This window comes from Pseudomonas sp. Ag1 (assembly GCF_000278565.1).
GTDB lineage: Bacteria > Pseudomonadota > Gammaproteobacteria > Pseudomonadales > Pseudomonadaceae > Aquipseudomonas.
Genome location: NZ_AKVH01000101.1, coordinates 124,248 through 146,963, shown reverse-complemented (window position 1 = coordinate 146,963; position 22,716 = coordinate 124,248). Strand labels below are relative to the sequence as shown.

At 61.8% G+C, this 22,716-nt stretch carries 20 protein-coding genes; 5 read left to right on the top strand and 15 right to left on the bottom strand.

Annotated features, from left to right (window positions below; translation table 11 throughout):
- Positions 1-20: 20 nt before the first annotated feature.
- From A462_RS14200 to A462_RS14225, 6 genes are all read right to left on the bottom strand, one after another.
- The gene (locus tag A462_RS14200; RefSeq protein WP_008435817.1) at positions 21-1,262 is read right to left on the bottom strand and encodes an SfnB family sulfur acquisition oxidoreductase; all 1,242 of its coding nucleotides are present in this window, start codon (positions 1,260-1,262) and stop codon (positions 21-23) included.
- 184 nt (positions 1,263-1,446) lie between these two features.
- Positions 1,447-2,232, bottom strand: coding sequence for a hypothetical protein (locus tag A462_RS14205; protein ID WP_003211852.1), 786 nt, complete (start codon positions 2,230-2,232; stop codon positions 1,447-1,449).
- 337 nt (positions 2,233-2,569) lie between these two features.
- Positions 2,570-3,316: an L-cystine ABC transporter ATP-binding protein TcyN gene (tcyN, locus tag A462_RS14210; RefSeq protein WP_008435814.1), complete on the bottom strand. Its 747-nt coding sequence runs from the start codon at positions 3,314-3,316 to the stop codon at positions 2,570-2,572.
- A gap of 3 nt (positions 3,317-3,319) precedes the next feature.
- Positions 3,320-3,985 (bottom strand): cystine ABC transporter permease, encoded by a 666-nt coding sequence (gene tcyL, locus A462_RS14215; protein WP_003211857.1) that lies wholly within the window; start codon positions 3,983-3,985, stop codon positions 3,320-3,322.
- Positions 3,985-4,779 carry a cystine ABC transporter substrate-binding protein gene (tcyJ, locus tag A462_RS14220; RefSeq protein WP_003211859.1) on the bottom strand — a complete coding sequence of 265 codons (795 nt, stop codon included), beginning with the start codon at positions 4,777-4,779 and terminating at the stop codon, positions 3,985-3,987. The genes tcyL and tcyJ overlap by 1 nt, the downstream gene beginning before the upstream one ends.
- A 231-nt stretch (positions 4,780-5,010) precedes the next feature.
- Entirely contained in the window at positions 5,011-6,003 is a 993-nt protein-coding gene (locus A462_RS14225) for a D-cysteine desulfhydrase (RefSeq protein ID WP_008435811.1), read from the bottom strand.
- A 166-nt stretch (positions 6,004-6,169) separates the two neighbouring features.
- Between A462_RS14225 and epsC the strand changes: the two genes are divergently transcribed.
- On the top strand, positions 6,170-7,096 hold the full coding sequence (gene epsC / locus A462_RS14230; RefSeq protein ID WP_008435810.1) for a serine O-acetyltransferase EpsC: 927 nt from the start codon (positions 6,170-6,172) through the stop codon (positions 7,094-7,096).
- A 449-nt stretch (positions 7,097-7,545) separates the two neighbouring features.
- Positions 7,546-9,507 carry a choline transporter BetT gene (gene betT / locus A462_RS14235; RefSeq protein WP_177325575.1) on the top strand — a complete coding sequence of 654 codons (1,962 nt, stop codon included), beginning with the start codon at positions 7,546-7,548 and terminating at the stop codon, positions 9,505-9,507.
- A 3-nt stretch (positions 9,508-9,510) separates the two neighbouring features.
- Here betT and A462_RS14240 read toward each other — a convergent pair whose 3' ends face one another.
- Together A462_RS14240 and A462_RS14245 are read right to left on the bottom strand one after the other, a co-directional pair.
- The gene (locus tag A462_RS14240; RefSeq protein WP_008435808.1) at positions 9,511-9,759 is read right to left on the bottom strand and encodes a hypothetical protein; all 249 of its coding nucleotides are present in this window, start codon (positions 9,757-9,759) and stop codon (positions 9,511-9,513) included.
- Between the two features lie 177 nt (positions 9,760-9,936).
- Complete coding sequence (locus A462_RS14245) at positions 9,937-10,668, bottom strand: SDR family oxidoreductase (protein WP_008435807.1); 732 nt, start codon at positions 10,666-10,668, stop codon at positions 9,937-9,939.
- 119 nt (positions 10,669-10,787) lie between these two features.
- Between A462_RS14245 and A462_RS14250 the strand changes: the two genes are divergently transcribed.
- The 3 genes from A462_RS14250 (at position 10,788) to mgrA (ending at position 14,315) form a co-directional block, all read left to right on the top strand.
- The gene (locus tag A462_RS14250) at positions 10,788-11,678 is read left to right on the top strand and encodes a LysR family transcriptional regulator (RefSeq protein ID WP_008435806.1); all 891 of its coding nucleotides are present in this window, start codon (positions 10,788-10,790) and stop codon (positions 11,676-11,678) included.
- A 161-nt stretch (positions 11,679-11,839) separates the two neighbouring features.
- Positions 11,840-13,168 carry an OprD family outer membrane porin gene (locus tag A462_RS14255; protein WP_008435805.1) on the top strand — a complete coding sequence of 443 codons (1,329 nt, stop codon included), beginning with the start codon at positions 11,840-11,842 and terminating at the stop codon, positions 13,166-13,168.
- A gap of 109 nt (positions 13,169-13,277) precedes the next feature.
- Entirely contained in the window at positions 13,278-14,315 is a 1,038-nt protein-coding gene (gene mgrA, locus A462_RS14260) for an L-glyceraldehyde 3-phosphate reductase (RefSeq protein WP_003211877.1), read from the top strand.
- A gap of 147 nt (positions 14,316-14,462) precedes the next feature.
- Here the strand turns inward: mgrA and tauD are convergent, their stop codons facing one another.
- From tauD to A462_RS14295, 7 genes are all read right to left on the bottom strand, one after another.
- A complete protein-coding gene (gene tauD / locus A462_RS14265; protein ID WP_008435804.1) occupies positions 14,463-15,299 on the bottom strand; it encodes a taurine dioxygenase in 837 nt (278 codons plus the stop codon).
- Positions 15,300-15,320: 21 nt separating this feature from the next.
- Entirely contained in the window at positions 15,321-16,157 is an 837-nt protein-coding gene (gene tauC / locus A462_RS14270) for a taurine ABC transporter permease TauC (protein ID WP_003213163.1), read from the bottom strand.
- Positions 16,154-16,933, bottom strand: coding sequence for a taurine ABC transporter ATP-binding subunit (gene tauB, locus A462_RS14275; protein ID WP_023659332.1), 780 nt, complete (start codon positions 16,931-16,933; stop codon positions 16,154-16,156). The genes tauC and tauB overlap by 4 nt, the downstream gene beginning before the upstream one ends.
- A gap of 18 nt (positions 16,934-16,951) precedes the next feature.
- On the bottom strand, positions 16,952-17,929 hold the full coding sequence (gene tauA / locus A462_RS14280; protein WP_003213167.1) for a taurine ABC transporter substrate-binding protein: 978 nt from the start codon (positions 17,927-17,929) through the stop codon (positions 16,952-16,954).
- Between the two features lie 246 nt (positions 17,930-18,175).
- Positions 18,176-19,759 (bottom strand): glutamate--cysteine ligase, encoded by a 1,584-nt coding sequence (gene gshA, locus A462_RS14285; RefSeq protein ID WP_008435798.1) that lies wholly within the window; start codon positions 19,757-19,759, stop codon positions 18,176-18,178.
- 214 nt (positions 19,760-19,973) lie between these two features.
- Complete coding sequence (locus A462_RS14290) at positions 19,974-20,357, bottom strand: PaaI family thioesterase (protein ID WP_008435797.1); 384 nt, start codon at positions 20,355-20,357, stop codon at positions 19,974-19,976.
- On the bottom strand, positions 20,357-22,681 hold the full coding sequence (locus A462_RS14295; protein WP_008435796.1) for a Tex family protein: 2,325 nt from the start codon (positions 22,679-22,681) through the stop codon (positions 20,357-20,359). Before A462_RS14295 ends, A462_RS14290 begins: the two co-directional genes overlap by 1 nt.
- Positions 22,682-22,716: the final 35 nt, after the last annotated feature.

Below are 22,716 nucleotides of genomic sequence, written 5' to 3'. Positions count from 1 at the left end.
TTCTCCAGAGGTCTGGTCGGTTAAATCCAGGAATGTCGGGCAGGCAAAGTGCCGTTGAGGTGGTAAGCGCCCACCGCGTGGTACTTCCAGCGCACCGGGTCGTGCAGGGTGTGCACCCGGGCGTTGCGCCAGTGGCGGTCGAGGTTGAATTCGGCGAGGGTCGCGCGGCTGCCGGCCAGCTCGAACAGCTTTTCGCTGGCGAGCAGGGAAATCTCGGTGGTCAGCACCTTGGCTTCGGCCACGGCAATCGACGCGCGTGCGGCGGACTGCGCGGTGATCGGTGCGGCGCTGACTTGGTCCAGTACCTGGCCGGCCTTGCGCAGCAGGGCTTCAGCGGCGTGCAGTTCGATCTTCAGCTTGCCGATATCGGCGATCACATACAGGTCATCGCTGGCCCGTTCGACCTTGGCGTCGATCCATGGCCGCGAGCGTTCGCGTACAAAGCTGATGGTGTCGTCGATCGCGCCACGGGCGATGCCGGCATCGATGGCCGCCTGGATCAATTGCGAGACTGCTCCCTGGATGCCCGGTGTTTCGCCGAGTCGCCAGGTTTCCACCACCAGTTCGGCGTCCACCGCCACTTGATCCAGCAGCACTGTGCCGCTGGCGGTGGTGCGTTGGCCAAAGCCGGACCAGTCATCGACGATGCGCAGGCCTTCGGTGCCACGGCGCACGAACGCCATGACGACTTTGCCGTCATCGTTCAAGGCCTTGACCGCCACCCAATGGGCGAACAGCGCGCCAGTGGAGTAGAACTTCTGGCCACTGACGACGTAGCCGTCACCTTCGGCGGTGATGCGTGACTTGAGGTCCAGGGTGTTTTTGGTACCGCGTTCCGGGCCGCCGTTGCCGATGCGCCAGCCGTCCAGCACGCTCTGGAACAGCTGCTTTTTCTGGCGCTCGCTGGCCGCACCTTGCAGCACGTGCAGGATGCCGAAATGGTTCTGCGGGATTTGCCCCAGCGCCGGGTCGGCCGCGCTGATGATCGCGAACACCTCGGCCAGGGTCACGAAGGACACCTGCGGGCCGCCGTACTCACGGGGAATGGAAATACTGCCCAGGCCGCTGCGGGTGAAGTGTTCGATTTCAGCCCAGGGCAGTTTGCGTTGCTGATCGCGCCTGGCCGCTTGCAGGCGCGCGGCCTGTGCCAGCTCGTGGGCGGCGCTCAGGGCCTCGGCGTCGTTGCGCAGCACTTTGGCGGGCAACAACAGCGGGGCAACGTCCAGATCACTCTGGGGGGGTGTTTGTGCCAAGTTAGACATCAGCGCCGCTCCTTGGCTGCACGCAATGCCCTGGCGTTACGCACCGGGGTAATTTTGACCATACCTACCTCACATCCGTTGAAAAGATAAAAAAATCAGGAATGTCCGGTGGTCCGGTGCATATACCCTAAGCGTGTTAAATTTTTTAATAAACTAACTTTTAGGAATATGCATAGAAGGTCTGTCACCCCGGTTCACAAGGCGAGCCGGGGCGACGGGGTTGGTAGGCCAGCGGGGCCCTGGCGGGGCTGGTCGGGGCCTGGGGAGCGAGCGCGGCGATGCGCAGGATGCGGGCTGGCGCCCAGCTTGAATTGTTGCCGACCCGGTCGAGAATGCAGTAGGTCACTTCGAGGCGATGGTCGTCCCCAGCCTCGACAATGATGGCCGACGGCACCCACACCTGCACCGCCTTGCCCACATCGCCAGCCTGGATGCTCGGCAGGTCCAGGCGCACGTCACCCCAGCGCAGGGTGATCTCGTCATCGGTCGCCATGTTCAGGTACGGCTCGATGGTCAGGGGCACGCCACGGCGGATCTGGCTGCTGTTGACGCCATGGCGACGGATGGTCTCGGGCAGGCTGACGGCGGCCAGGTTCTGGTTTTCATCAAGGCTCAGTGCCGAGGGCATGCCGCCGGGGTAGTCGGTCTTGACCTGCACCCGGGTGATGGCCGAGCGCGCCGGGCCGTGGCCGACCTGCATGACCCGGTAATGAATCCGTGCCGGGCCATTTTGCACAAAGCTCTCCGGCACTCGCAGGCTGGTGGGCATGCCGATCTTGCCGGCGGTGATGCGCCGGGAGGCGGCAAAGCAGTTGTTCCAGAACAACTCGATCAGGTCGCCCTCGTCCATGCCGCAGTAAGGCGCGATATCGACCTGCAGGTTTGTCGCAGCGAGGGCATTGATGCCTTCTCGATGGGCCTGGGGCAAGGTCGGGGCAGTGAGCAGCGCCTGGGTGGAAATACGCTTCATAAATAATCTCCTTGGTGCAGCCAGCAGCAATCGTTCCGGACATCAGGCGCGGGCAGGCGACGTAGTCCGAAAGAAACGATTTAATAAAAAACCAGAATGGATCCAATCCTCTGGGCGTTAGATAAGAGGCTTGGTTAGTTGGCGTCAAGAGGCTGGGCGGGGCAAACAGGGGGTTATGGAATATTCAGAAGGGTCTTACTGGGAGGGCGCTGCAAGTGCGTGCTTCAGGGTGACTTTTACCCAATGAATAAAGGGTGTTTCCCCAAAAACACTAAAGAGGCGAGTTGCCTTTCGGCAACTCTATAAAGCGAAGCTTCTTACAATGAATCGGCGCAAGTTAGTTGTTGATGAACTTGCTGAGAAACTGCCGGGTACGTTCTTCTTTCGGGTTGGCAAACAGCGCCTTGGCTTCGCCTTGTTCAACAATGACGCCCTTGTCGAAGAAGATCACCCGGTTGGCCACATCCCGGGCGAAACTCATTTCGTGGGTCACGATGACCATGGTGCGGTTTTCTTCCGCGAGGCTGCGAATGGTCGCCAGTACTTCGCCTACCAGCTCCGGGTCCAGGGCCGAAGTCGGCTCATCGAACAGGATCACCTCCGGCTCCATCGCCAGGGCCCGGGCAATGGCCACCCGTTGCTGCTGCCCACCGGAGAGGCGGCGTGGGTAGGCGTCTTCCTTGCCTGCCAGGCCGACCCGGGCCAATAGCTTGCGGCCCAGGGCATCTGCGGCGGGCCGGGGCATCTTCTTGACCACGATCGGGCCTTCGATGACGTTCTCCAGGGCCGTGCGGTGCGGGAACAGGTTGAAGTTCTGGAACACAAAACCCACGTGCTGGCGCAGGCGCCGCACCAGGCTTTGCTGTTGGTTGAGCGGGCGGCTGCTGTCGATCTCGATGTCACCGACCTTGATTCGGCCACTGGTGGGTTCTTCGAGGAAATTCAGGCAGCGCAGCAAGGTGGTCTTGCCGGAACCGCTGGGGCCGATGATGGCGACGACTTCGCCTTCCTTGACCTCAAGGTCGATCCCGTTAAGCACCACCTGACCCTTGAATTGTTTGGTCAGTTTTTCAACCACGATCATGCTTCAAGACTCCAGGTCATGCCGGTTGACTCGTGCTTCCAGGCGGTTTTGCACGTGCGCCAGGACGCTGGCAAGAATCCAGTAGATCAAGGCGGCGGACAGATACATGGTGAAAATTTCGAAGGTACGGGCCGAGACCAATTGCGCCTGGCGGAACAGCTCCGGCACCTGGATGGTGGCGGCCAGGGCGGTGTCCTTGACCAGGGAAATAAAGCTGTTGCCCAGCGGCGGCAAGGCCGTGCGCATGGCCTGCGGCAGGATGGCCCGGCGCAGGGTCTGCGCACGGGTCATGCCGATACTGGCCGCAGCTTCCCACTGGCCGCGCTCGATGGAACCGATGGCGGCACGCAGGATTTCACAGGCGTAAGCAGCCATGTTCAGCGAAAAGCCGATCATGGCCGCCGGGATCGGATCCAGCTCGATGCCCACTTGCGGCAAGCCGTAGTAGATCAGGAACAGCTGTACCAGCAAGGGCGTGCCGCGAAAGAACGACACGTAGACGCGGGCGGTCCAGCTCAACAGCTTGAAGCGCGACAGGCGCATCAAGGCCAGGCCGAAGCCCAGCAGCAAGCCGAAAAACATCCCGCCGAGGCTAAGGATGACCGTGAAGTACGCGCCCTTGAGCAGAAAGGGCGCGGAGTCCAGCGCGAGTTGGAAACCTGCTTCCATTATTGAGTAACGTCAGCGTTGAAGTACTTCTCGGACAGCTTCTTCAAGGTACCGTCGGCGCGCAGTTCGTCCAGAGCCTTGTTCACCGCGGCCAGCAGTTCAGGCTCGCCTTTGCGCAGGGCAATACCGGCTTCCTGACGGGAGAACGCAGCACCTGCAGCGGCGGTGTCCTTGGCTTTCTTGGCGTATTCCAGCGCGGCGAGGCGGTCGATCAGGATGGCGTCGACACGGCCGATGCGCAGGTCCTGGAACTTGGTTGGGTCATCGTTGTAGGTTTTGACGATGGCTTTCGGTTGGTTTTCCTTGAGCCATTGTTCGTAGTTGGTGCCCAGGCCCACACCGATTTTCTTGCCGGCCAGGTCGTCGGCGGTCTTGATGGTGTCGACGTTCTTCGCCAGGGTCAGCGCCTGGATCCCGGAGACGGTGTAAGGCTTGGAGAAGTCATACTTTTCCTTGCGCGCATCGGAGATGGTCACCTGGTTGACGACCGCGTCCAGGCGCTTGGATTCCAGGGCGGCGAGGATGCCATCCCACGGCGTGGCTTGCAGCTTGACCTTGACGCCCAGCTTCTTGGCCAGCGCTTCGGACAACTCGACCTCGAAACCGCTGAGCTTGCCGCTTTCATCGACGAAGCTGAACGGCGGGTAGGTGCCTTCCAGGCCAATCTTGATTTCGCCGGCTTTCTTGATGTTGTCCAACTGCTCGCCGGCAACTGCCTGACCGAGCCACCCGGCGCCAAGCGCCAGCCCCAATGTGCCAACCAGTAACGTGCGACGGAATACGGAAATAGTCATGAAGAGCCCCTGTGTTTTTTATGTTGAGCGATGCAGGTGACGCGGTAGTCGTATCCTGCCTTAAAAGCGCGGTGTGTGGGAGCCGGGCTTGCCCGCGATTGCATCAACTCGGTGTTTTGGATCTGCCCAGTCATGCGTATCGCCATCAAGCTCGCCTACGGCGCGACTATAAAGCCGGGTTTTAAGACTTGAAAATAATATAAAATCAGATTGATATTTCTTTATTGAATATCAAAAGCTCGAATCATAAGCAAACAACGCCGGTGCGCCACCCGTGTGCAGGAAGATGATCGGCCCCTCTTCAAAGCGCTGGCGTCCAATGCCATCCAGCAACCCGGCCATGGCCTTGCCCGTGTAGACCGGGTCCAGCAGCAGGCCTTCCTGGCTCGCTACCAGCTTGATCGCCGCCAGCGTGCCGGCACTCGGCTCGCCATAACGGGGGGCGAAGTACTCGTCCCACAGGATCACCTTGAACGCGTCCGGCAGCGGCACGCCGAGCAGTTCGGCGGTACGTTCGGCCAGGCCCTGCACCTTGGGGCGCTGGGCTTCGTCGGTACGGGACACCGTGATGCCAATCACTTGCAGCTCGGGCAGCACTTCGGCCAGCGCCAGGGCCAGGCCGCTGTGGGTGCCGGCGCTGCCGGAGGCCAGGACCACGGTGGAGAACGGGATGCCGCTGTCTTCAATCTGCCCGGCCAGTTCCAGCCCGGCGCGCACGTAACCCAGTGCGCCGAGGGCATTCGAGCCGCCGATGGGCACCAGGTACGGCTTCTTGCCGTTGCTGCGCAGGCGGTCGGCGAGGGCGTTGAGCTGGTCGTCGACGTTGTCCAGGTTCTCCACCAACTCGACCTTGGCGTCGAACAGCTCCAGCAACAGGCGGTTGCCGTTGGCCAGGTAGTTGGGGTCTTCGGTGCCCGTCGGATTTTCCAGCAGGGCAACGCAGCCCAGGCCCAGCTTGGCGGCCAGCGCAGCGGTCTGGCGTACATGGTTGGACTGGATCGCGCCGGCGGTCACCAGGGTGTCGGCACCCTGGGCCAGCGCATCGGCGGCAAGGTATTCGAGTTTGCGCAGCTTGTTGCCGCCCATCGCCAGCGGCGTGGTGTCGTCGCGTTTGACGTAGACGTCACGCCCCAGCCAGGCCGACAGCCGCTCGAGTTTTTCCAGGGCGGTGGCGCCGCCCAGCAGTTCCAGACGGTTAAAGCGGTCGAGCTGTTGTTTGATCATGGCTACGCACGGGTGGTCAGAGATGCTGGGACTATAGGCAGGCACTTTTGTGTCGGCAACCGCCAATCGCTTATGTCGGCGGGTTATTAGCATTGCACTATTGGTTCTTAAGGACGCTCAGGTTCCTTGCCGTAAAGTGATGGGCATTTCGTCAGGAGTGAAGACCGTGAGTGAGCGTTCCAGTCATTGGCAATTACAGACCATCGTCAGCCAGCTGCGCAGCGCCCGGGACCAGTGGCGCACCCGCAACGGCCGGGTCAGCGGCGAGCAGGGCGGGCGCGAGCTGCCTTCACGGGAAGCCGTGGCGCAGATTCTCGAGGCGTTGTGTGGTGCGCTGTTCCCCATGCGTCTGGGGCCGGTGGACCTGCGTGAAGAAAGTGAAGACTTCTACGTCGGCCACACCCTGGATGTGGCGCTGAATGCATTGCTCGCCCAGGCGCGCCTGGAGCTGCGATATGCCGCGCGGCAAGGTGGCGAGGATGACAGTGAAGTCGACGCCCATGCCATCCACCTGATCCAGGATTTCGCCCTGGCGTTGCCAGGCTTGCGCAGCCTGTTGGACACCGACGTGCTCGCCGCCTACCACGGCGACCCGGCGGCGCGCAGCGTGGATGAAGTGCTGTTGTGCTACCCGGGGATTTTGGCGGTCATTCACCATCGCCTGGCGCACCACTTGTATCGGGCAGGCTTGCCTTTGCTGGCGCGCATCAGCGCGGAAATCGCGCATTCGGCGACCGGGATTGATATTCACCCGGGCGCGCAGATCGGCCCGAGCTTCTTTATCGACCACGGGACGGGTGTGGTGATTGGCGAGACGGCGATCATCGGCGAGCGGGTACGGATCTACCAGGCCGTGACATTGGGCGCCAAGCGTTTCCCGGCGGATGAGGATGGGCAATTGCAGAAAGGCCATCCGCGGCATCCGATTGTCGAGGATGATGTGGTGATCTATGCCGGGGCGACGATCCTGGGGCGGATTACGATTGGCAAGGGCTCGACCATTGGCGGCAATGTGTGGCTGACGCGCAGTGTGCCGGCGGGGGCGAACCTGACCCAGGCGAATCTGCAGCATGATGATGGGACGCAGAAATAGAACAGCGCCCTCTCTAACGATCACACAGATCCAATGTGGGAGCGGGCTTGCTCGCGAATGCGGTGTATCAGTCGCCAGAAGTGTTGGCTGCCACGCCGCATTCGCGAGCAAGCCCGCTCCCACATTTTGTCTGCATTCCAAATTTGAACCGCACTACCCAAATTCGAGCCGTATTTCACTCAGCAATCGCTGAACGTTTCGTCATCCCCATACGTCATACCTTTCCTTGAGCTAGTGTAGGAAACACCTACCACTCGGCCCTGCGATTAGTCCTCAAACCCCTATCCATGTTTAACTTGACTGTTCGTTCAAGTTAAATCGGTGGTTCGCTGCCCGCTCACAACAGGAGGCTTACCTTTGCTGAGTCCGTTTTTCACAGCCACATCCCACATCCTTGAGGTGCGCCCTACATGAGTGCATCGTCCACACCTTCCAGCGGTCTGGTCCGCATGAATCCGCCGGTGTTTTACTTCGCCGCGAGCTTCATCCTGCTGTTCGGCCTGACCGTCATCGCGATTCCCGAACAAGCCGGCGCCTGGCTGCTGGCCGCACAAAACTGGGCGGCCAACACGATCGGCTGGTACTACATGCTGGCGATGACCCTGTATCTGGTCTTCGTGGTGGTCACCGCGTTATCGGGCTACGGCAAGATCAAACTCGGTGCCGACCACGACGAGCCCGAATTCAGTTACCTGTCCTGGGCCGGCATGCTGTTCGCCGCCGGGATCAGCATCACGCTGTTTTTCTTCTGCGTGTCCGAACCCCTGACTCACCTGGTGCAACCGCCCCAGGGCGAGGCCCTGAACGGTGACGCGGCGCGCCAGGCCATGCAGATCCTGTTTCTGCACTGGGGCCTGCATGGCTGGGGCGTGTTCGCCTTCGTCGGCATGGCCCTGGCGTACTTCGCCTACCGGCATAACCTGCCGCTGGCGTTGCGCTCGGCGCTGTATCCGCTGATCGGCAAGCGCATCAACGGCCCCATCGGTTATGCGGTGGACGGCTTCGGCATCATCGCCACGGTGTTCGGCCTCGGCGCCGACATGGGCTTTGGCGTATTGCACCTCAACTCCGGGCTCGATTACCTGTTCGGCGTGGCCCACACCCAGTGGATCCAGGTCGGCCTCATCACCTTGATGATGGGCGCGGCGATCCTGGTGGCGGTCTCCGGCGTCGACAAGGGCGTGCGGGTGATGTCCGACATCAACATGCTGCTGGCCTGTGCGCTGCTGCTGTTCGTGTTGTTCGCCGGCCCTACCCAACACTTGCTCAACACCCTGATCCAGAACATCGGCGACTACCTCGGCGCCTTGCCGACCAAGAGTTTCGACCTCTACGCCTACGACAAACCGAGCGACTGGCTGGGCGGCTGGACCGTGTTCTATTGGGCCTGGTGGATCGCATGGTCGCCGTTCGTAGGCCTGTTTATCGCGCGCATTTCCCGCGGTCGTACCATCCGTGAATTCGTGTTCGGCGTGCTGTTGATCCCGCTGGGCTTCACCCTGGCGTGGATGTCGATCTTCGGCAATAGCGCCATCGACCAGGTGCTCAACCACGGCCTTACGGCGCTGGGACAGTCGGCCATTGATGACCCGTCGATGAGCCTCTACCTGCTGCTGGAAACCTACCCGTGGAGCAAGACGGTGATCGCGGTCACGGTGTTTATCAGCTTCGTGTTCTTCGTCACCTCGGCCGACTCCGGCACGGTGGTGCTCTCGACCTTGTCGGCCAAAGGCGGCAACGCCGATGAAGACGGGCCGAAGTGGCTGCGGGTGTTCTGGGGCGCGATGACCGCGTTGGTGACCAGCGCGCTGCTGTTTGCCGGCAGCATCGACTCGCTCAAGTCGGCCGTGGTCCTGACCTCGTTACCGTTCTCGATGATCCTGCTGCTGATGATGTGGGGGCTGCACAAGGCGTTCTACCTTGAGTCGCAGAAGCAGATTGCGCAGATGCATTCCCTCGCGCCGGTATCGGGGTCACGCAAGGGCACGGGCGGTTGGCGCCAGCGCCTGAGCCAGGCGGTGCATTTCCCGTCACGGGATGAGGTGTACCGTTTCCTCGAGACCACGGTGCGTCCGGCCATCGAAGAAGTGACGGCGGTGTTTGTCGAAAAAGGCCTCAACGTCGTCACCCAGCCTGACCCGGCCAACGACAGCGTCAGCCTGGAGATCGGCCACGGCGAGCAGCACCCGTTTGTGTATCAGGTGCAGATGCGCGGCTATTTCACCCCGTCATTCGCACGGGGCGGCATGGGTTCCAAGCAGCTCAACAACCGCCGCTACTACCGGGCGGAAGTGCACTTGAGCGAGGGCAGTCAGGACTACGATCTGGTGGGCTACACCAAGGAGCAGATCATCAACGACATCCTCGACCAGTACGAACGGCACATGCAGTTCCTGCACCTGGTTCGTTAAGGCTCAGGCCCTGATAAACAGGGCCAGTGCCACCAACGGCGCACCGAATACCCCGCTGCCGATCACCAGCTCCGAGACCAGGGGCTGGCCGGCAGTGACCACACCTACCGCGCCGTTCACCACCGACACCACCAGCCAGATCCCGACAAAGCTGTAGGCCAGAATGTGCCGGCTGACGCCCAGCTTTTGGCCGATGAACAGCATCAGCTCGAGGAGGATCAGGCCGGCGGTGATGACGAGGGCGGTGTGCATATCTGAAGTCTCCTGATACCCGCTGATTTTCCGTGAACAGCAAACCTGTGGCGAGGGAGCTTGCTCCCGCTGGGCTGCACAGCGGCCCCAAAAAAGATGGGAGCGCTGCGCACTCCAGCGGGAGCAAGCTCCCTCGCCACAATATTAGTGCGTCGTAGAGTGAGTGCTGCGTGGCCTTCAGACCAAACCACCATTGGCCCGCAGGATTTGCCCGTTCACCCAACCACCGGCCGGGCTCACCAGGAACGCCACCACGCGGGCGATATCTTCCGGTTGGCCCAGGCGTTCCAGGGGTGCCATCTTGGCCAGGCCCTGGATCTGCTCTTCGCTTTTGCCATGCAGGAACAGTTCGGTCGCCACCGGCCCCGGGGCAACGGCGTTGACGGTGATGCGCCGGCCGCGCATTTCCTTGGCGAACACCTGGGTCAGGGATTCCACCGCTGCCTTGCTGGCGATGTACACCGCATAACCGGGGAAGTTGAGGCCGACGGTGCTGCTGGAGAAATTGACGATGCGCCCGCCGTCGTTCAGGCGGGTGGCGGCTTCACGCAGGGCGTTGAAGGTGCCGCGGGTATGGATGTCGAAGTTCTGGTTGTAGAGCTCATCGCTGTGTTGGGCCAGCGGCAGCACCTTGAGGATCCCGGCGTTGTTGATCAGCACATCAACCTTGCCCAGCTGGGCTTCGGTCTCGTCGAACAGGCGCTTGACGTCGGCGGCGCTGGCCACGTCGCCCTGGATCGCTATGGCTTGGTGGCCGGCCTGGCGCAACTCCACTACCAGCCTTGACGCTTCGGTGGCGCTGTTGGCGTAGTTGATGGCGACGGCATAACCGTCGGCGGCCAGTTGTCTGGCAACCACGGCGCCGATGCCGCGTGAGGCGCCGGTAACGATAGCAACTTGGGTAGTCATGATCGGGTTTCCTTGGGGCAGTGGTTGGGTGTGGAAGCAGATTCACATGTTTACCCAGGCCGATAAATGCGCCAGAGTTGCCTTGACTGTTCAAGAATCGCCAACAATGGAGACGCGCCGTGGACCAGGTCAAAGCGATGAAAGTGTTCGTGAGGATTTACGAACGCAGCAGCTTCACGCTGGCGGCCGATGACCTGAACCTGCCGCGCGCCACCCTGACCCACACCCTCAACCAGTTCGAGGCCTGGCTCGGCACGCGGTTGCTTGAGCGCAGCACCCGCCGCGTCCGCCCCACGCTGGATGGCGAGGCCTATTACCTGCGCTGTGTGCAACTGCTGGCGGAGCTGGAAGAGGCGGAACTGGCCTTCCGTTCGGTGGCCCCCAAGGGCCGCCTGCGGGTGGATTTGCACGGCACCCTGGCCAAGTACTTCGTGATCCCGGCGCTGCCGCAATTCATGGCGCGCTACCCGGAAATCGAGCTGTCCATCAGCGAGGCGGACCGCTTCGTCGACCTGATCGCCGAAGGCGTGGATTGTGTGCTGCGGGCGGGCACCCTGGGGGATTCGGCATTGATCGGTCGCCGGGTTGCGACGCTGCGCCAGGTGACCTGCGCGAGCCCGGCCTACCTGCGCAAATACGGCGAGCCGAAGCGCCTCGCCGACCTGGGCGAGCACCGTGCGGTGAACTATGTTTCACGCACCACCGCGAAGCTGTTCCCCTTCGAATTCATGGTCGACGGCCAGGTGCAGGAAGTGACGATCGAGGGGGCGCTGTCGGTGTTCGGCGCAGAGATTTATGCCGCCAGCGCAGTCGCCGGACTGGGCATTATCCAGTGCCCGCACTACCGCATCGCCGAGCTGATCAACCAGGGCGTGATGCAGGAAATCCTCATTGATACACCACCGCCGCCCATGCCGGTTTCGGTGCTCTACCCGCAAAACCGACACATGTCGCCGAGGGTGCGAGTGTTCGTCGATTGGCTCGCCGAAATCTTCGCCACTGCCCGCTAACCCGCGTCTTTACTGGGTTTCTTAAATTTAATTTCATCCGGGTAAAGGGTGTTTTGACTCCGAACTGTCACATGGCCATCGCCTAATTGTGTGAAGCGTTTGACGCTTTCATTTCAGAACAGTGACGGAGACCGGTACCAATGAAGACGTTATTAAGCCCCATGGTGGGTGCCGCCATGGCGAGCTTTATGCTGTCCGCCCACGCCGATTTTATCGATGACAGCCACGCCGACGTGACCCTGCTCAACCGCTACCTCAATCAGCAGGGGCGCGATGTGGTGAACAGCAATAACAAGGCCCACAGCATCCGCGATTGGGGCCAGGGTTTTGAGTTCAACTTCAAGTCCGGCTACACCGATGGGCCGGTGGGCTTTGGCCTGGACCTGCAGGCGTTCTACGGTTTGAAACTGGACTCCGGCGGCGACCTCAATGACAAGGATCACCAGGGCCGCTACCCCGGCAGCATGTTCCCGCTGGATAACGGCAAGTCGGCCGACCAGTTCGGCGTGCTCAGCCCGACCTTCAAGATGCGCTTCGCCCAGGATGAATTGCGCGTCGGTACGCTATACGGCAACAACCCGGTGCTGGCCAACACCGACGGCCGCCTGTACCAGCAGACCAACACCGGCGTGCAGTTGGTTTCCAAGGACTTGACCGACTTCACCTTTACCGCCGGTGACATCCTCAAGACCAAGATCCGCAACGAAACCGGCGACCAGGGCATGATCACCGCCGGCGGCACCAAAGAGAGCGATCGCTTCCTGTACGGCGGTGCGGACTACAAAGGTTTGCCGGACACCACCGTCAGCCTGTGGTACTCCAACCTTGAGGATTACTACCAGCAGTTCTTCCTCGGTGCCAAGCGCCATGACGCCTTGTCTGTCGGCGCGATCGACACCGACGTGCGCCTGTACCGCAGCCTGGGTGTGGGTGAAAACGCCGCGGGCGACAAAGACTATTCCGCTGCGGGTCTCTACGGCGATGGCACCTCCAAGGGCCGCATCAACCAGTCCACCGTCAGCCTGTTGGAAAGCTACAGCCTGGACGGCCATACCGTCGGCCTGGGCATCCAGAAAAACAGCGGCGACAGCGACTTCCCGTACCTGGATTCCGGCCTGAACAGCGGTGCCAGCAACCAGGGCCCGGGCTCGGGCGCCGACACCCCGGCACTCACCAACATGCAACTGAACAAATTCCAGCATGCCGGCGAGCGCACCTGGCTGGCGCAGTACAAATATGACTTCGGCAAACTCGGCCTTAACGGCCTGACCTTCGCCACGTCCTACGCACACGGTGATGACATCCGCACCACCCAAGGCACTACCAGTGAATGGGAACGTAACGTCACCGTGGCTTACCAGGTGCCCACCGGCACCCTCAAAGGCCTCGGCGTAACCTGGCGAAATGCCCACGCCAGCCCGGATATCACCGGTGCCACGGTGCAAGATGAAAACCGCTTCTATGTAAGCTACGTCGTTCCACTCTGGTAGGACTTTGCTGTAAAAGGGATAGGCAGACTTAAGCGATTCAGCTGCTTAAAAGGCCCGGGAATATGCTTATTCCCGGGCCTTATTTGCCCCAAGTCCAAGAGAGGATTCGATGACTTACATTGCTGCCGAAAACCGCTATGAATCTATTCCTTACCGCCGCGTAGGTCGCAGCGGACTGGTGCTGCCGGCACTGTCCCTGGGGCTGTGGCACAACTTTGGCGACAGCACCCCGATCGACACCCAGCGCGCCTTGCTGCGCACCGCGTTCGACCTGGGTATCAACCACTTCGACCTGGCCAACAACTACGGCCCTCCATACGGCAGCGCCGAGATCAACTTCGGTCGTTTGCTGCGGGAAGACTTCAAGCATTACCGCGATGAACTGATCATCTCCAGCAAGGCGGGCTGGGACATGTGGCCGGGCCCTTATGGCCAGGGCGGCGGTTCGCGCAAGTACGTGCTGGCGAGCCTCGACCAGAGCCTGCAACGCCTGGGCGTCGATTACGTGGATATCTTCTATTCCCACCGTTTTGATGCCGACACCCCGCTGGAAGAAACCGCCAGCGCACTGGCCACCGCCGTGCAACAGGGCAAGGCGTTGTACATCGGGATCTCGTCCTACTCCGGCGTGAAAACCCGGGAAATTGCGGCGCTGCTCCAGGAGTGGAAAGTCCCGCTGCTGATCCACCAGCCGGCCTACAACCTGCTCAACCGCTGGGTGGAAAAAGACCTGCTGGACGTCACCGAAGAACTCGGTGCCGGGGTGATCGCGTTCACGCCATTGGCCCAGGGCCTGCTGACCGACAAATACCTCAACGGCGTACCGGCGGATGCGCGGGTCAATCGTCCGGGGGGTGGTTCGTTGCAGGCCAAGCACTTGTCCGAGGCCAACATCGCCCACGCCCGCGCGCTGAATGAAATTGCCAAGCGCCGTGGCCAGAGCCTGGCGCAGATGGCGTTGGCGTGGACGTTGCGTGATCCACGGGTCACCAGCGCCCTGATCGGCGCGAGCCGGCCGGAGCAGATCATTGAAAACGTCGGTGCGTTGCAGAACCTGAGCTTCAGCGCGCAGGAACTGGCGGAGATTGATCGGTTTGCCCAGGAAGGCGGGATTAACTTGTGGGAGAAGCCGTCTACGGCTGAATAAGCGGTAGAGCCCGATTCCGGCATCAACCTCTACCCAATGTGGGAGCGGGCTTGCTCGCGAAAGCGGAGTGTCAGTCACTGGATATGTCGACTGATTCACCGCTTTCGCGAGCAAGCCCGCTCCCACATTTGATTTGTGGTGTGCCTGCTAGAACGGCACATCTCCAAGAATCGTCGCCCGATGCATCACCCGCCGCTGCGGCCGGTAATCATCCACCGCGTAATGCTGGGTCACGCGGTTATCCCAGAACGCCACGTCATTTTCCTGCCAACGCCAGCGAATGGTGAATTCCGGCCGTGTCGCATGGGCAAACAGCAGCTTCAACACCACGTCGCTTTCCGCCGGCTCCAGTTCGTTGATCTTGCTGGTGAACCCCTCGCTGACGAACAGCGACTTACGCCCGCTCACCGGGTGTGTACGAATCACCGGGTGAGACAGCGGCGGGTTCTTGCGCCGGGCTTCTTCCCAGCGCGCCAAATCTTCCGGCGTGTTGCCATAACGCTCCAGCGGGAAGGAGCGGGTGAAGTCATGGGTTGCCGTCAAACCGTCCAACAGTTTCTTGAACGGCTCGGACAACGCCTCATACGCGGCAATCCCGCTGGCCCACAACGTATCGCCACCAAACTCCGGCAGCAGCTTGGCGCTCAGTACCGCACCGAGGGCCGGGGTCGGGAGGAAGGTCACGTCGGTGTGCCAGATGGCGTTGTCGCGCACGTCGGTCACGGCGGTGTCGAGGATCAGCACTTCTGGCTGCTCCGGCACGTTGGGGTAGATCGGGTGAATGTGCAGGTCGCCGAAATTCGCCGCGAACCGCGCCTGTTGCTGCGGGTTGATCGGCTGGTTGCGGAAGAACAGTACCGAATGCTTGAGCAGCGCCTGTTCGATGGCGTCGCGGTCTTCACTGTTCAACGGTTGGGTGATGTCGACGCCACTGATCTGGGCGCCAAGGGCGGTGCTGAGAGGTGTTACGGTCAGGCTGCTCATGGGATTCTCGTCGAAAATTTTTCAGTGTGCCTGGCCATGCCACGGCACCAATTTGCGCTGCAGGGCACGCAAGCCCATTTCCATGGCGAAGGCGATCAGCGCGATCACCAGAATCCCCAGCACCACCACGTCGGTGACCAGGAATTGCGCGGCGGACTGCACCATGAAGCCCAGGCCGCTGGTGGCCGCGATCAATTCTGCGGCTACCAGGGTCGACCAACCCACGCCCAGGCCAATCCGCACGCCGGTGAGGATGTCGGGCAGGGCGCTCGGCAGGATCACATGGCGAATCAGTTGTGCCCGGGTAGCGCCCAACGACTGCGCGGCGCGCAGTTTGGCCGGGTCGACGGTACGTACGCCGGTGGCGGTCGCGATGGCAATCGGCGCAAAAATCGCCAGGTAGATCAGCAGTACTTTGGACAGCTCGCCGATGCCGCACCAGATCACGATCAGCGGCAGGTAGGCCAGTGGTGGAATCGGCCGGTAGAACTCGATCAGCGGGTCGAGAATGCCCCGGGCGATGCGGTTGGAGCCGATGGCAATCCCCACCGGCACGGCGGTCAGCACGGCAAAGCCGAGGCCCAGGCCGATGCGCTTGAGGCTCGCGCCCAGGTGCTGCCACAGGGTGGAGTCCATGTAGCCGGTGGTCGCCAGCAGCCAGCCTTTTTGCAGCACGGCCGAAGGCGGTGGCAGGAACAGCGGCTCGATCAGCCCGCTGGCGGTCACGGCCCACCAGATGGCAACCAGGGTCACCAGGGTCAGCACGCTGATCCAGCGGGTGCTCAGGCTGCGGCGTACGGGCACGACGGGTTTGCTCGCCGGCTTGGTGGCCGTGGCCGGTAATTCGTAACTGCTCATGCGGACACCTGCCGTTGGGAGAACACCTTGCCCAGCACGTGTTCGCGGGTTTCGATAAAGCGCGGGTCGGACTTGATCGCGCGTGCCGACTCACCGGCGGCGTAGCGCTGGCCGAAGTCCAGGCTCAGGCGCTCGACGATCTGGCCGGGGTTGGGCGCCAGCAGAATCAAATCCGTGGCGAGGAACACCGCTTCTTCGATGTCATGGGTAATCAGGAATACCGGTTTGGCCGTGCGCCGCCAGACTTGCAGCAACAGCTCCTGCATCTGTTCGCGGGTGAAGGCATCAAGGGCGCCGAAGGGTTCGTCCATCAGCAGTACGCGGGGGTCGGCAGCCAATGCACGGGCCAGTCCGACACGTTGCTTCTGGCCACCGGAGAGTTGCCAGATACGGCGGCTGTCGAAACCGGCGAGGTCCACCAGGGCGAGCATTTCCCGGGCGCGGATTTCCCGCTGGTCCTTGGGCACGCCTGCCAACTCCAGGCCGAAGCCGACGTTGGCCAGCACGTCCTGCCAGGGCAGCAGGGCGTCGTCCTGGAACACCACGCCGCGTTCGGCGCTCGGTCCTTTTACCGGCACACCGTCAAGGGTGATGCGCCCGGCGCTGGGTTCGACAAAGCCGGCAATCAGGTTCAACAGCGAAGTCTTGCCACTGCCGGAAGGGCCGAGGGCCACCAGCAATTGCTGGGGCCCAAGGCTCAGGGAAATATCTGCCAGTACTGGCTCCGGGCTGCCTGGGTACTGTGCGCTGATGCGCTCCAGTTGTAGCAAGGCCATCGCGGTTAACTCCTGGTATCAGTTAGTGATGAACTTCGGGCTGACGTACGGGGCGTAGTCCGGCAGTACGGCGTCGACCTTGCCTTGTTCCTTGAGGAACGCGGCGGTATCGGTGACAGCCTTGGTGGTCGGTGCGCCGAGCAGGGTGACCTGGTCAGCCGCCAGCGGGTAGACGTTGCCTTGCAGCAGCAGCGGAATGTCGCTGGCCTTGGCCCCGGAGAGCTTCACCAGTTTGTCGACGTTGCCTTTGTCAGCCAGCCAGGCTTGTGGGTCTTTGCGGTAAGCGGCGTAGGCATCCAGGGTGACCTTGGCAAAAGCCGTGACGATTTCCGGGTGCTTCTCGGCGAAATCCTTACGCACGATCCAGGCATCGAAGGTCGGCGCGCCGAACTTGGCCAGTTCGCCGGAGGTGATCAGCACCTTGCCGTTTTCCTTGGCTACGCCAAGCGCTGGGTCCCACACGTAGGTGGCGTCGATATCACCACGTTTCCAGGCGGCGATGATGGCCGGCGGGGCGAGGTTGAGGATGGTCACTTTGGACGGGTCGATGTTCCAGTGCTTCAACGCGGCCAGCAGGCTGTAGTGGCCGGTGGAAACGAATGGCACGGCGACTTTCTTGCCGATCAGGTCCTGCGGGCTGTTGATCCCGGAACCGTTGCGGGCCACCAGGGCCTCGGCCCCGCCGATCTGGGTGGCGATCAGGAAGGTTTCCACCGGAACCTTGCGGGTCACGGCAGCGGTCAGCGGGCTGGAACCGAGGTAGCCGATCTGCACGTCACCGGAAGCGATGGCGGCGATGATGTCGGCACCGTTGTCGAATTTGCGCCAGTCGATCTTGGCGTTGGTGGCTTTTTCGTAAGCGCCGTCGGCCTGAGCGACTTTCGCCGGGTCAACGGTGGTCTGGTAAGCGATGGTCACGTCGGCGGCCTGGGCAAACAGGCTGGCACCGGCCAGGGACAACGCCGCCAAGAGGCGAAGGGGGAAGTGCAGTTTCAAGGGGGAAGTCCTCATCAGGCGGCCGGAGGTCGGCGTGTGAGAAGACTAAATGATCTAAGAATCCGAAAATAAATAACATTTTCGAATTAGCTTATGAGGAGAAACTCGCGCGCCAGGCTAGAAGGCGCATAGGCCAAATGTGGGAGCGGGCTTGCTCGCGAAAGCGGTGAATCAGTCACCGAATACATCGACTGATACAACGCTTTCGCGAGCAAGCCCGCTCCCACAGGGGTCTGTGTCAGGCTTTTAGTTGCTGATGGCGAGGATGCTCGCCTGGTACGACCCGACAAACACGTCAAAATCACCCACTTCGTTCTGCTCAAGCTCCGCCTGCTGCGCCAGCGAACTGCGCGCCAGCTCCTCAAAACGTGCCTGTTCCTCAGCCTTCAACGGCTCGCTGCGGAAGTACTCCGCATGCACCTGGCTCTGATGCAGCGAGAACTGCGCAAAGCTCTCTTTACGCTCGCTCATCGCCGCCAGCACCTGGGCCGACGGGGTCAGGGACGAATCCTTGACCTTCGCCAGCTGCGCGTCCAGCGCCTGGCTGTGTTCATTGATGCCCTGGCTCTGGTCCAGCATCGCCGCCAGCGGAGCAATCTGCTCCAGCAGCTCTGCCGCCCATTCCTTCATGTCCACCGATTCGCCACGGCGCTGCAATTGCAGGCCCGGACGGCGGCCTTCCTTGACCACGCTGAGGAAGTTGGAGGTGGCGTTGCCGCACTCATTGTCGGCGAACAGCGGGCTGTCATTCAGCGCGCAATACAGCAGGAACGCATCGAGGAAGCGCGACTCTTGCAAGTCGATGCCCATCGGCAGGAACGGGTTGATGTCCAGGCAACGCACTTCGATGTACTGGATGCCACGGGCCATCAGCGCCTGGATCGGCCGTTCGCCGGTGTAGGTCACGCGCTTGGGCCGGATGTTGGAGTAGTACTCGTTTTCGATCTGCAGGATGTTGGTGTTGAGCTGAACCCACTCACCGTCCTTATGGGTACCGACTTCGACGTACGGTGCGTAGGGTGTTGCCACAGCTTCGCGCAGGCTGTCGGTGTAGCTCGCCAGGTCGTTGTAGCACGGCGTCAGGCCGGCCTGGGCGTTGCTCTGGTAACCCAGGTCGCTCATGCGCAGGCTGGTGGCGTACGGCAGGTACAGGGTGTCGGCGTCCAGCACTTCGAGCTGGTGCGAACGACCGCGCAGGAAACCCGCGTCCAGGGCCGGCGAGGCGCCGAACAGGTACATCAGCAGCCAGCTGTAGCGGCGGAAGTTGCGGATCAGCGCGATATAGGCCGTGGACTGGTAATCCCGGTCGGTGCCCACGAAGCCTTCGGCTTCCTTGAGCAACGGCCAGAGGTCTTCCGGCAGGGAAAAGTTGTAGTGGATCCCGGCGATGCACTGCATGGTCTTGCCGTACCGCAGGGCCAGGCCCTTGCGATACACGTACTTGAGCTGTCCGATGTTGGAGGTGCCGTAGTAGGCAATCGGAATATCTTCCTCGGCCGGCAACGGGCACGGCATCGATGGACTCCACAGGTACTCGCTGCCGAGCTTGCTGTAGGCAAAACGGTGGATCTTGTCGAGGCTGCTCAGGGTATCGGCCGGGTTGGGCAACGCCGGCGTGATGAACTCAAGCAGCGACTCGGAATAGTCGGTGGTGATCTGTTCGTGGGTCAGTGCAGCGCCCAGGGCCTCGGGATGCGGCGTTTGTGCCAGTCGGCCTTCACCGGTGACGCGCAGGCATTCGCGCTCGATGCCGTGCAGGCATTGCTCGAGCAAAGAGAGGTGTTCGTGCTTGCCGAGCAGGGCCAGGCGGCGGTTGAGAAGTTCGCTCAAGTTGGATTCCTTCACGCGTCAGTCGCCCCAATATGGGGGTGGTCAGGACGGTCTACAAGGGTGAAGTGGAAACTGGCGTTATCGCCTGGTTTTTGAGCCGGATTGACCCACTCTGAAAGAGCCGCCCTCGTCCCTGAATCTGGCTATCGCGCACGAGGAAAAGTTCGGCGCAACTTTCGAAGCGCCGAAATTAACTCAAATCGATGACAGGGAGCTATAGGACAGCGAAGGTGCCTTGTGCTTTTGCGACCAGTTTTTCGTCCTGGTACACGTCCGCCTCGACCACCAGCGTGCGCCGGCCCGGGTGAATCACCCGGGCGGTGCACAGCACATCGCCGTCGGAAACGGCGCGGATGTAGTTGATCTTGCATTCGATGGTCGCGCTCTGCTGGTCGAAACCATGGGAGCTGGAACACGCCAGCCCCATGGCAATGTCCACCAGGCTGAAGATCGCCCCGCCATGGAGCTTGCCAGCGCGGTTGCGCAACTGCGGTTCCAGGGTCATGGCCACCTCGGCAACACCGGTTTCCAGGCGCTGCAGGCGGCAGCCAATGAGTTCGCTGAAAGCGCTGTGGGTCAAGCCGGCTGGCAGTTCCATTAACGTTTCTTCAGTTGTTTGGCGTTGGCGAACAGCGAAGCCATGGCGTTGTTGGCCGGGGCTGGCGCAGCGGTTTCCTTGCGGGGGGCGGCGCCTTGGGACTGGCGTGGCGCCGAGCCCGGGCGTGCGCCGCGGGCACCGTCGATTTTCTCGCCCGGGGTGTCGCTCATGCGCATCGACAGGCCGACGCGTTTGCGCGGGATGTCGACTTCCATGACCTTGACCTTGACCACATCACCGGCTTTCACCGCTTCACGCGGGTCCTTGATGAACTTCTCCGAAAGCGCAGAGATGTGCACCAAACCGTCCTGATGCACGCCGATATCCACAAACGCGCCGAAGTTGGTTACGTTGGTCACCACGCCTTCGAGGATCATCCCCAGTTGCAGGTCCTTGAGGTCTTCGACGCCTTCCTGGAATTCGGCGGTCTTGAACTCGGGACGCGGGTCGCGGCCAGGTTTTTCCAGCTCTTGCAGGATGTCGGTGATGGTCGGCACGCCGAAGGTTTCGTCGGTGTACTTCTTCGGGTCCAGGCGCTTGAGGAACGCGGCGTCGCCGATCAGCGAGCGGATGTCGCGGTCGGTTTCAGCGGCGATGCGTTGTACCAGCGGGTAGGCTTCCGGATGGACAGCCGAGGAGTCCAGCGGGTTGTCACCGTTCATGACGCGCAGGAAGCCGGCGGCTTGCTCGAAGGTTTTTTCGCCAAGGCGTGCGACTTTTTTCAGTGCTGCACGGGTCTTGAACGCACCGTTTTCGTCGCGGTGGGTCACGATGTTCTGCGCCAGGGTGGCGTTGAGGCCGGAGATGCGGGCCAGCAGCGCAACCGAAGCGGTGTTTACGTCCACGCCCACGGCGTTCACGCAGTCTTCAACCACGGCGTCCAGGCCGCGAGCCAGTTTCAGCTGCGACACGTCGTGCTGGTACTGGCCGACGCCGATGGATTTCGGGTCGATCTTCACCAGCTCGGCCAGTGGGTCCTGCAGGCGGCGAGCAATGGACACGGCGCCACGGATCGACACGTCGAGGTCCGGGAATTCCTTGGAAGCCAGTTCAGACGCGGAGTACACCGAAGCGCCGGCCTCGGAGACCATCACCTTGGTCATCTGCATGCCTGGGTATTTTTTGATCAGCTCGGCGGCCAGCTTGTCGGTTTCACGGCTGGCGGTGCCGTTGCCGATGGCGATCAGGTCCACCGAGTGCTTGGCGCACAGGGCGGCCAGGATGGCGATGGTCTGGTCCCACTTGTTGTGTGGCACGTGGGGGTAAACCGTGGCGTGATCCAGCAGCTTGCCGGTGGCGTCGACCACGGCAACCTTGCAGCCGGTGCGCAGGCCCGGGTCGAGGCCCAGGGTTGCGCGTGGGCCGGCGGGTGCGGCCAGCAGCAGGTCGTGCAGGTTGTGGGCGAATACGCTGATGGCTTCGGTTTCGGCGCCGTCGCGCAACTCGCCCAGCAGGTCGGTTTCCAGGTGGGTGTAGAGCTTGACCTTCCAGGTCCAGCGCACGACCTCACTGAGCCACTTGTCCGCAGGACGATTCTGATTCTGGATGCCGAACTGTTGACCGATCATGCCTTCGCACGGGTGCATGGCGCCTGGCAGCTCGTCGCCGACTTTCAGCGCGGAGCTCAGGATGCCTTCGTTGCGGCCGCGGAAAATCGCCAGTGCACGGTGGGACGGCATGCTTTTCAGCGGCTCGTCGTGTTCGAAGTAATCGCGGAACTTGGCGCCTTCCTCTTCCTTGCCGGCGATTACGCGGGCACTGAGGGTGGCTTCCTGCTTCAGGTAGTTGCGCAGTTTTTCCAGCAGGTTGGCGTCTTCGGCGAAGCGCTCCATGAGGATGTACTTGGCGCCTTCGAGGGCGGCCTTGACGTCGGCCACGCCTTTTTCGGCATCGACAAAGCGTGCAGCTTCGGTTTCCGGGGCCAGGGACGGGTCGTTGAACAGGCCGTCGGCTAGCTCGCCGAGGCCGGCTTCCAGGGCGATCTGGCCCTTGGTGCGGCGCTTCTGCTTGTACGGCAGGTACAAGTCTTCGAGGCGGGTCTTGGTGTCGGCGAGCTTGATGTCGCGTTCCAGCTGCGGGGTCAGCTTGCCTTGCTCTTCGATGCTGGCGAGGATGCTGATACGCCGTTCGTCGAGTTCTCGCAGGTAGCGCAGGCGCTCTTCCAGATGCCGCAACTGGATATCATCGAGGCTGCCGGTGACTTCTTTACGGTAACGGGCGATGAAGGGCACTGTGGAGCCTTCATCCAGTAGAGCGACGGCCGCTTCGACCTGTTGTGGGCGTACGCCGAGTTCCTCGGCGATGCGGCTGTTGATGCTGTCCATAAAACCACCTGAAATTCTGAAAGCAGGCTCGCAGG

Coding starts and splice junctions, on each gene's coding strand:
- A462_RS14240 (WP_008435808.1), bottom strand. CDS start 9,759: ATGCACACCGCCCTCGTCATCACCGCCGGCCTGATCCTCCTCGAGCTG.
- tcyL (WP_003211857.1), bottom strand. CDS start 3,985: ATGGAAGCAGGTTTCCAACTCGCGCTGGACTCCGCGCCCTTTCTGCTC.
- A462_RS14255 (WP_008435805.1), top strand. CDS start 11,840: ATGGTGGGTGCCGCCATGGCGAGCTTTATGCTGTCCGCCCACGCCGAT.
- A462_RS14205 (WP_003211852.1), bottom strand. CDS start 2,232: ATGAAGCGTATTTCCACCCAGGCGCTGCTCACTGCCCCGACCTTGCCC.
- tcyJ (WP_003211859.1), bottom strand. CDS start 4,779: ATGACTATTTCCGTATTCCGTCGCACGTTACTGGTTGGCACATTGGGG.
- betT (WP_177325575.1), top strand. CDS start 7,546: ATGAATCCGCCGGTGTTTTACTTCGCCGCGAGCTTCATCCTGCTGTTC.
- A462_RS14245 (WP_008435807.1), bottom strand. CDS start 10,668: ATGACTACCCAAGTTGCTATCGTTACCGGCGCCTCACGCGGCATCGGC.
- mgrA (WP_003211877.1), top strand. CDS start 13,278: ATGACTTACATTGCTGCCGAAAACCGCTATGAATCTATTCCTTACCGC.
- A462_RS14200 (WP_008435817.1), bottom strand. CDS start 1,262: ATGTCTAACTTGGCACAAACACCCCCCCAGAGTGATCTGGACGTTGCC.
- tauB (WP_023659332.1), bottom strand. CDS start 16,933: ATGGCCTTGCTACAACTGGAGCGCATCAGCGCACAGTACCCAGGCAGC.
- A462_RS14290 (WP_008435797.1), bottom strand. CDS start 20,357: ATGGAACTGCCAGCCGGCTTGACCCACAGCGCTTTCAGCGAACTCATT.
- A462_RS14295 (WP_008435796.1), bottom strand. CDS start 22,681: ATGGACAGCATCAACAGCCGCATCGCCGAGGAACTCGGCGTACGCCCA.
- A462_RS14225 (WP_008435811.1), bottom strand. CDS start 6,003: ATGATCAAACAACAGCTCGACCGCTTTAACCGTCTGGAACTGCTGGGC.
- tauC (WP_003213163.1), bottom strand. CDS start 16,157: ATGAGCAGTTACGAATTACCGGCCACGGCCACCAAGCCGGCGAGCAAA.
- tauD (WP_008435804.1), bottom strand. CDS start 15,299: ATGAGCAGCCTGACCGTAACACCTCTCAGCACCGCCCTTGGCGCCCAG.
- tcyN (WP_008435814.1), bottom strand. CDS start 3,316: ATGATCGTGGTTGAAAAACTGACCAAACAATTCAAGGGTCAGGTGGTG.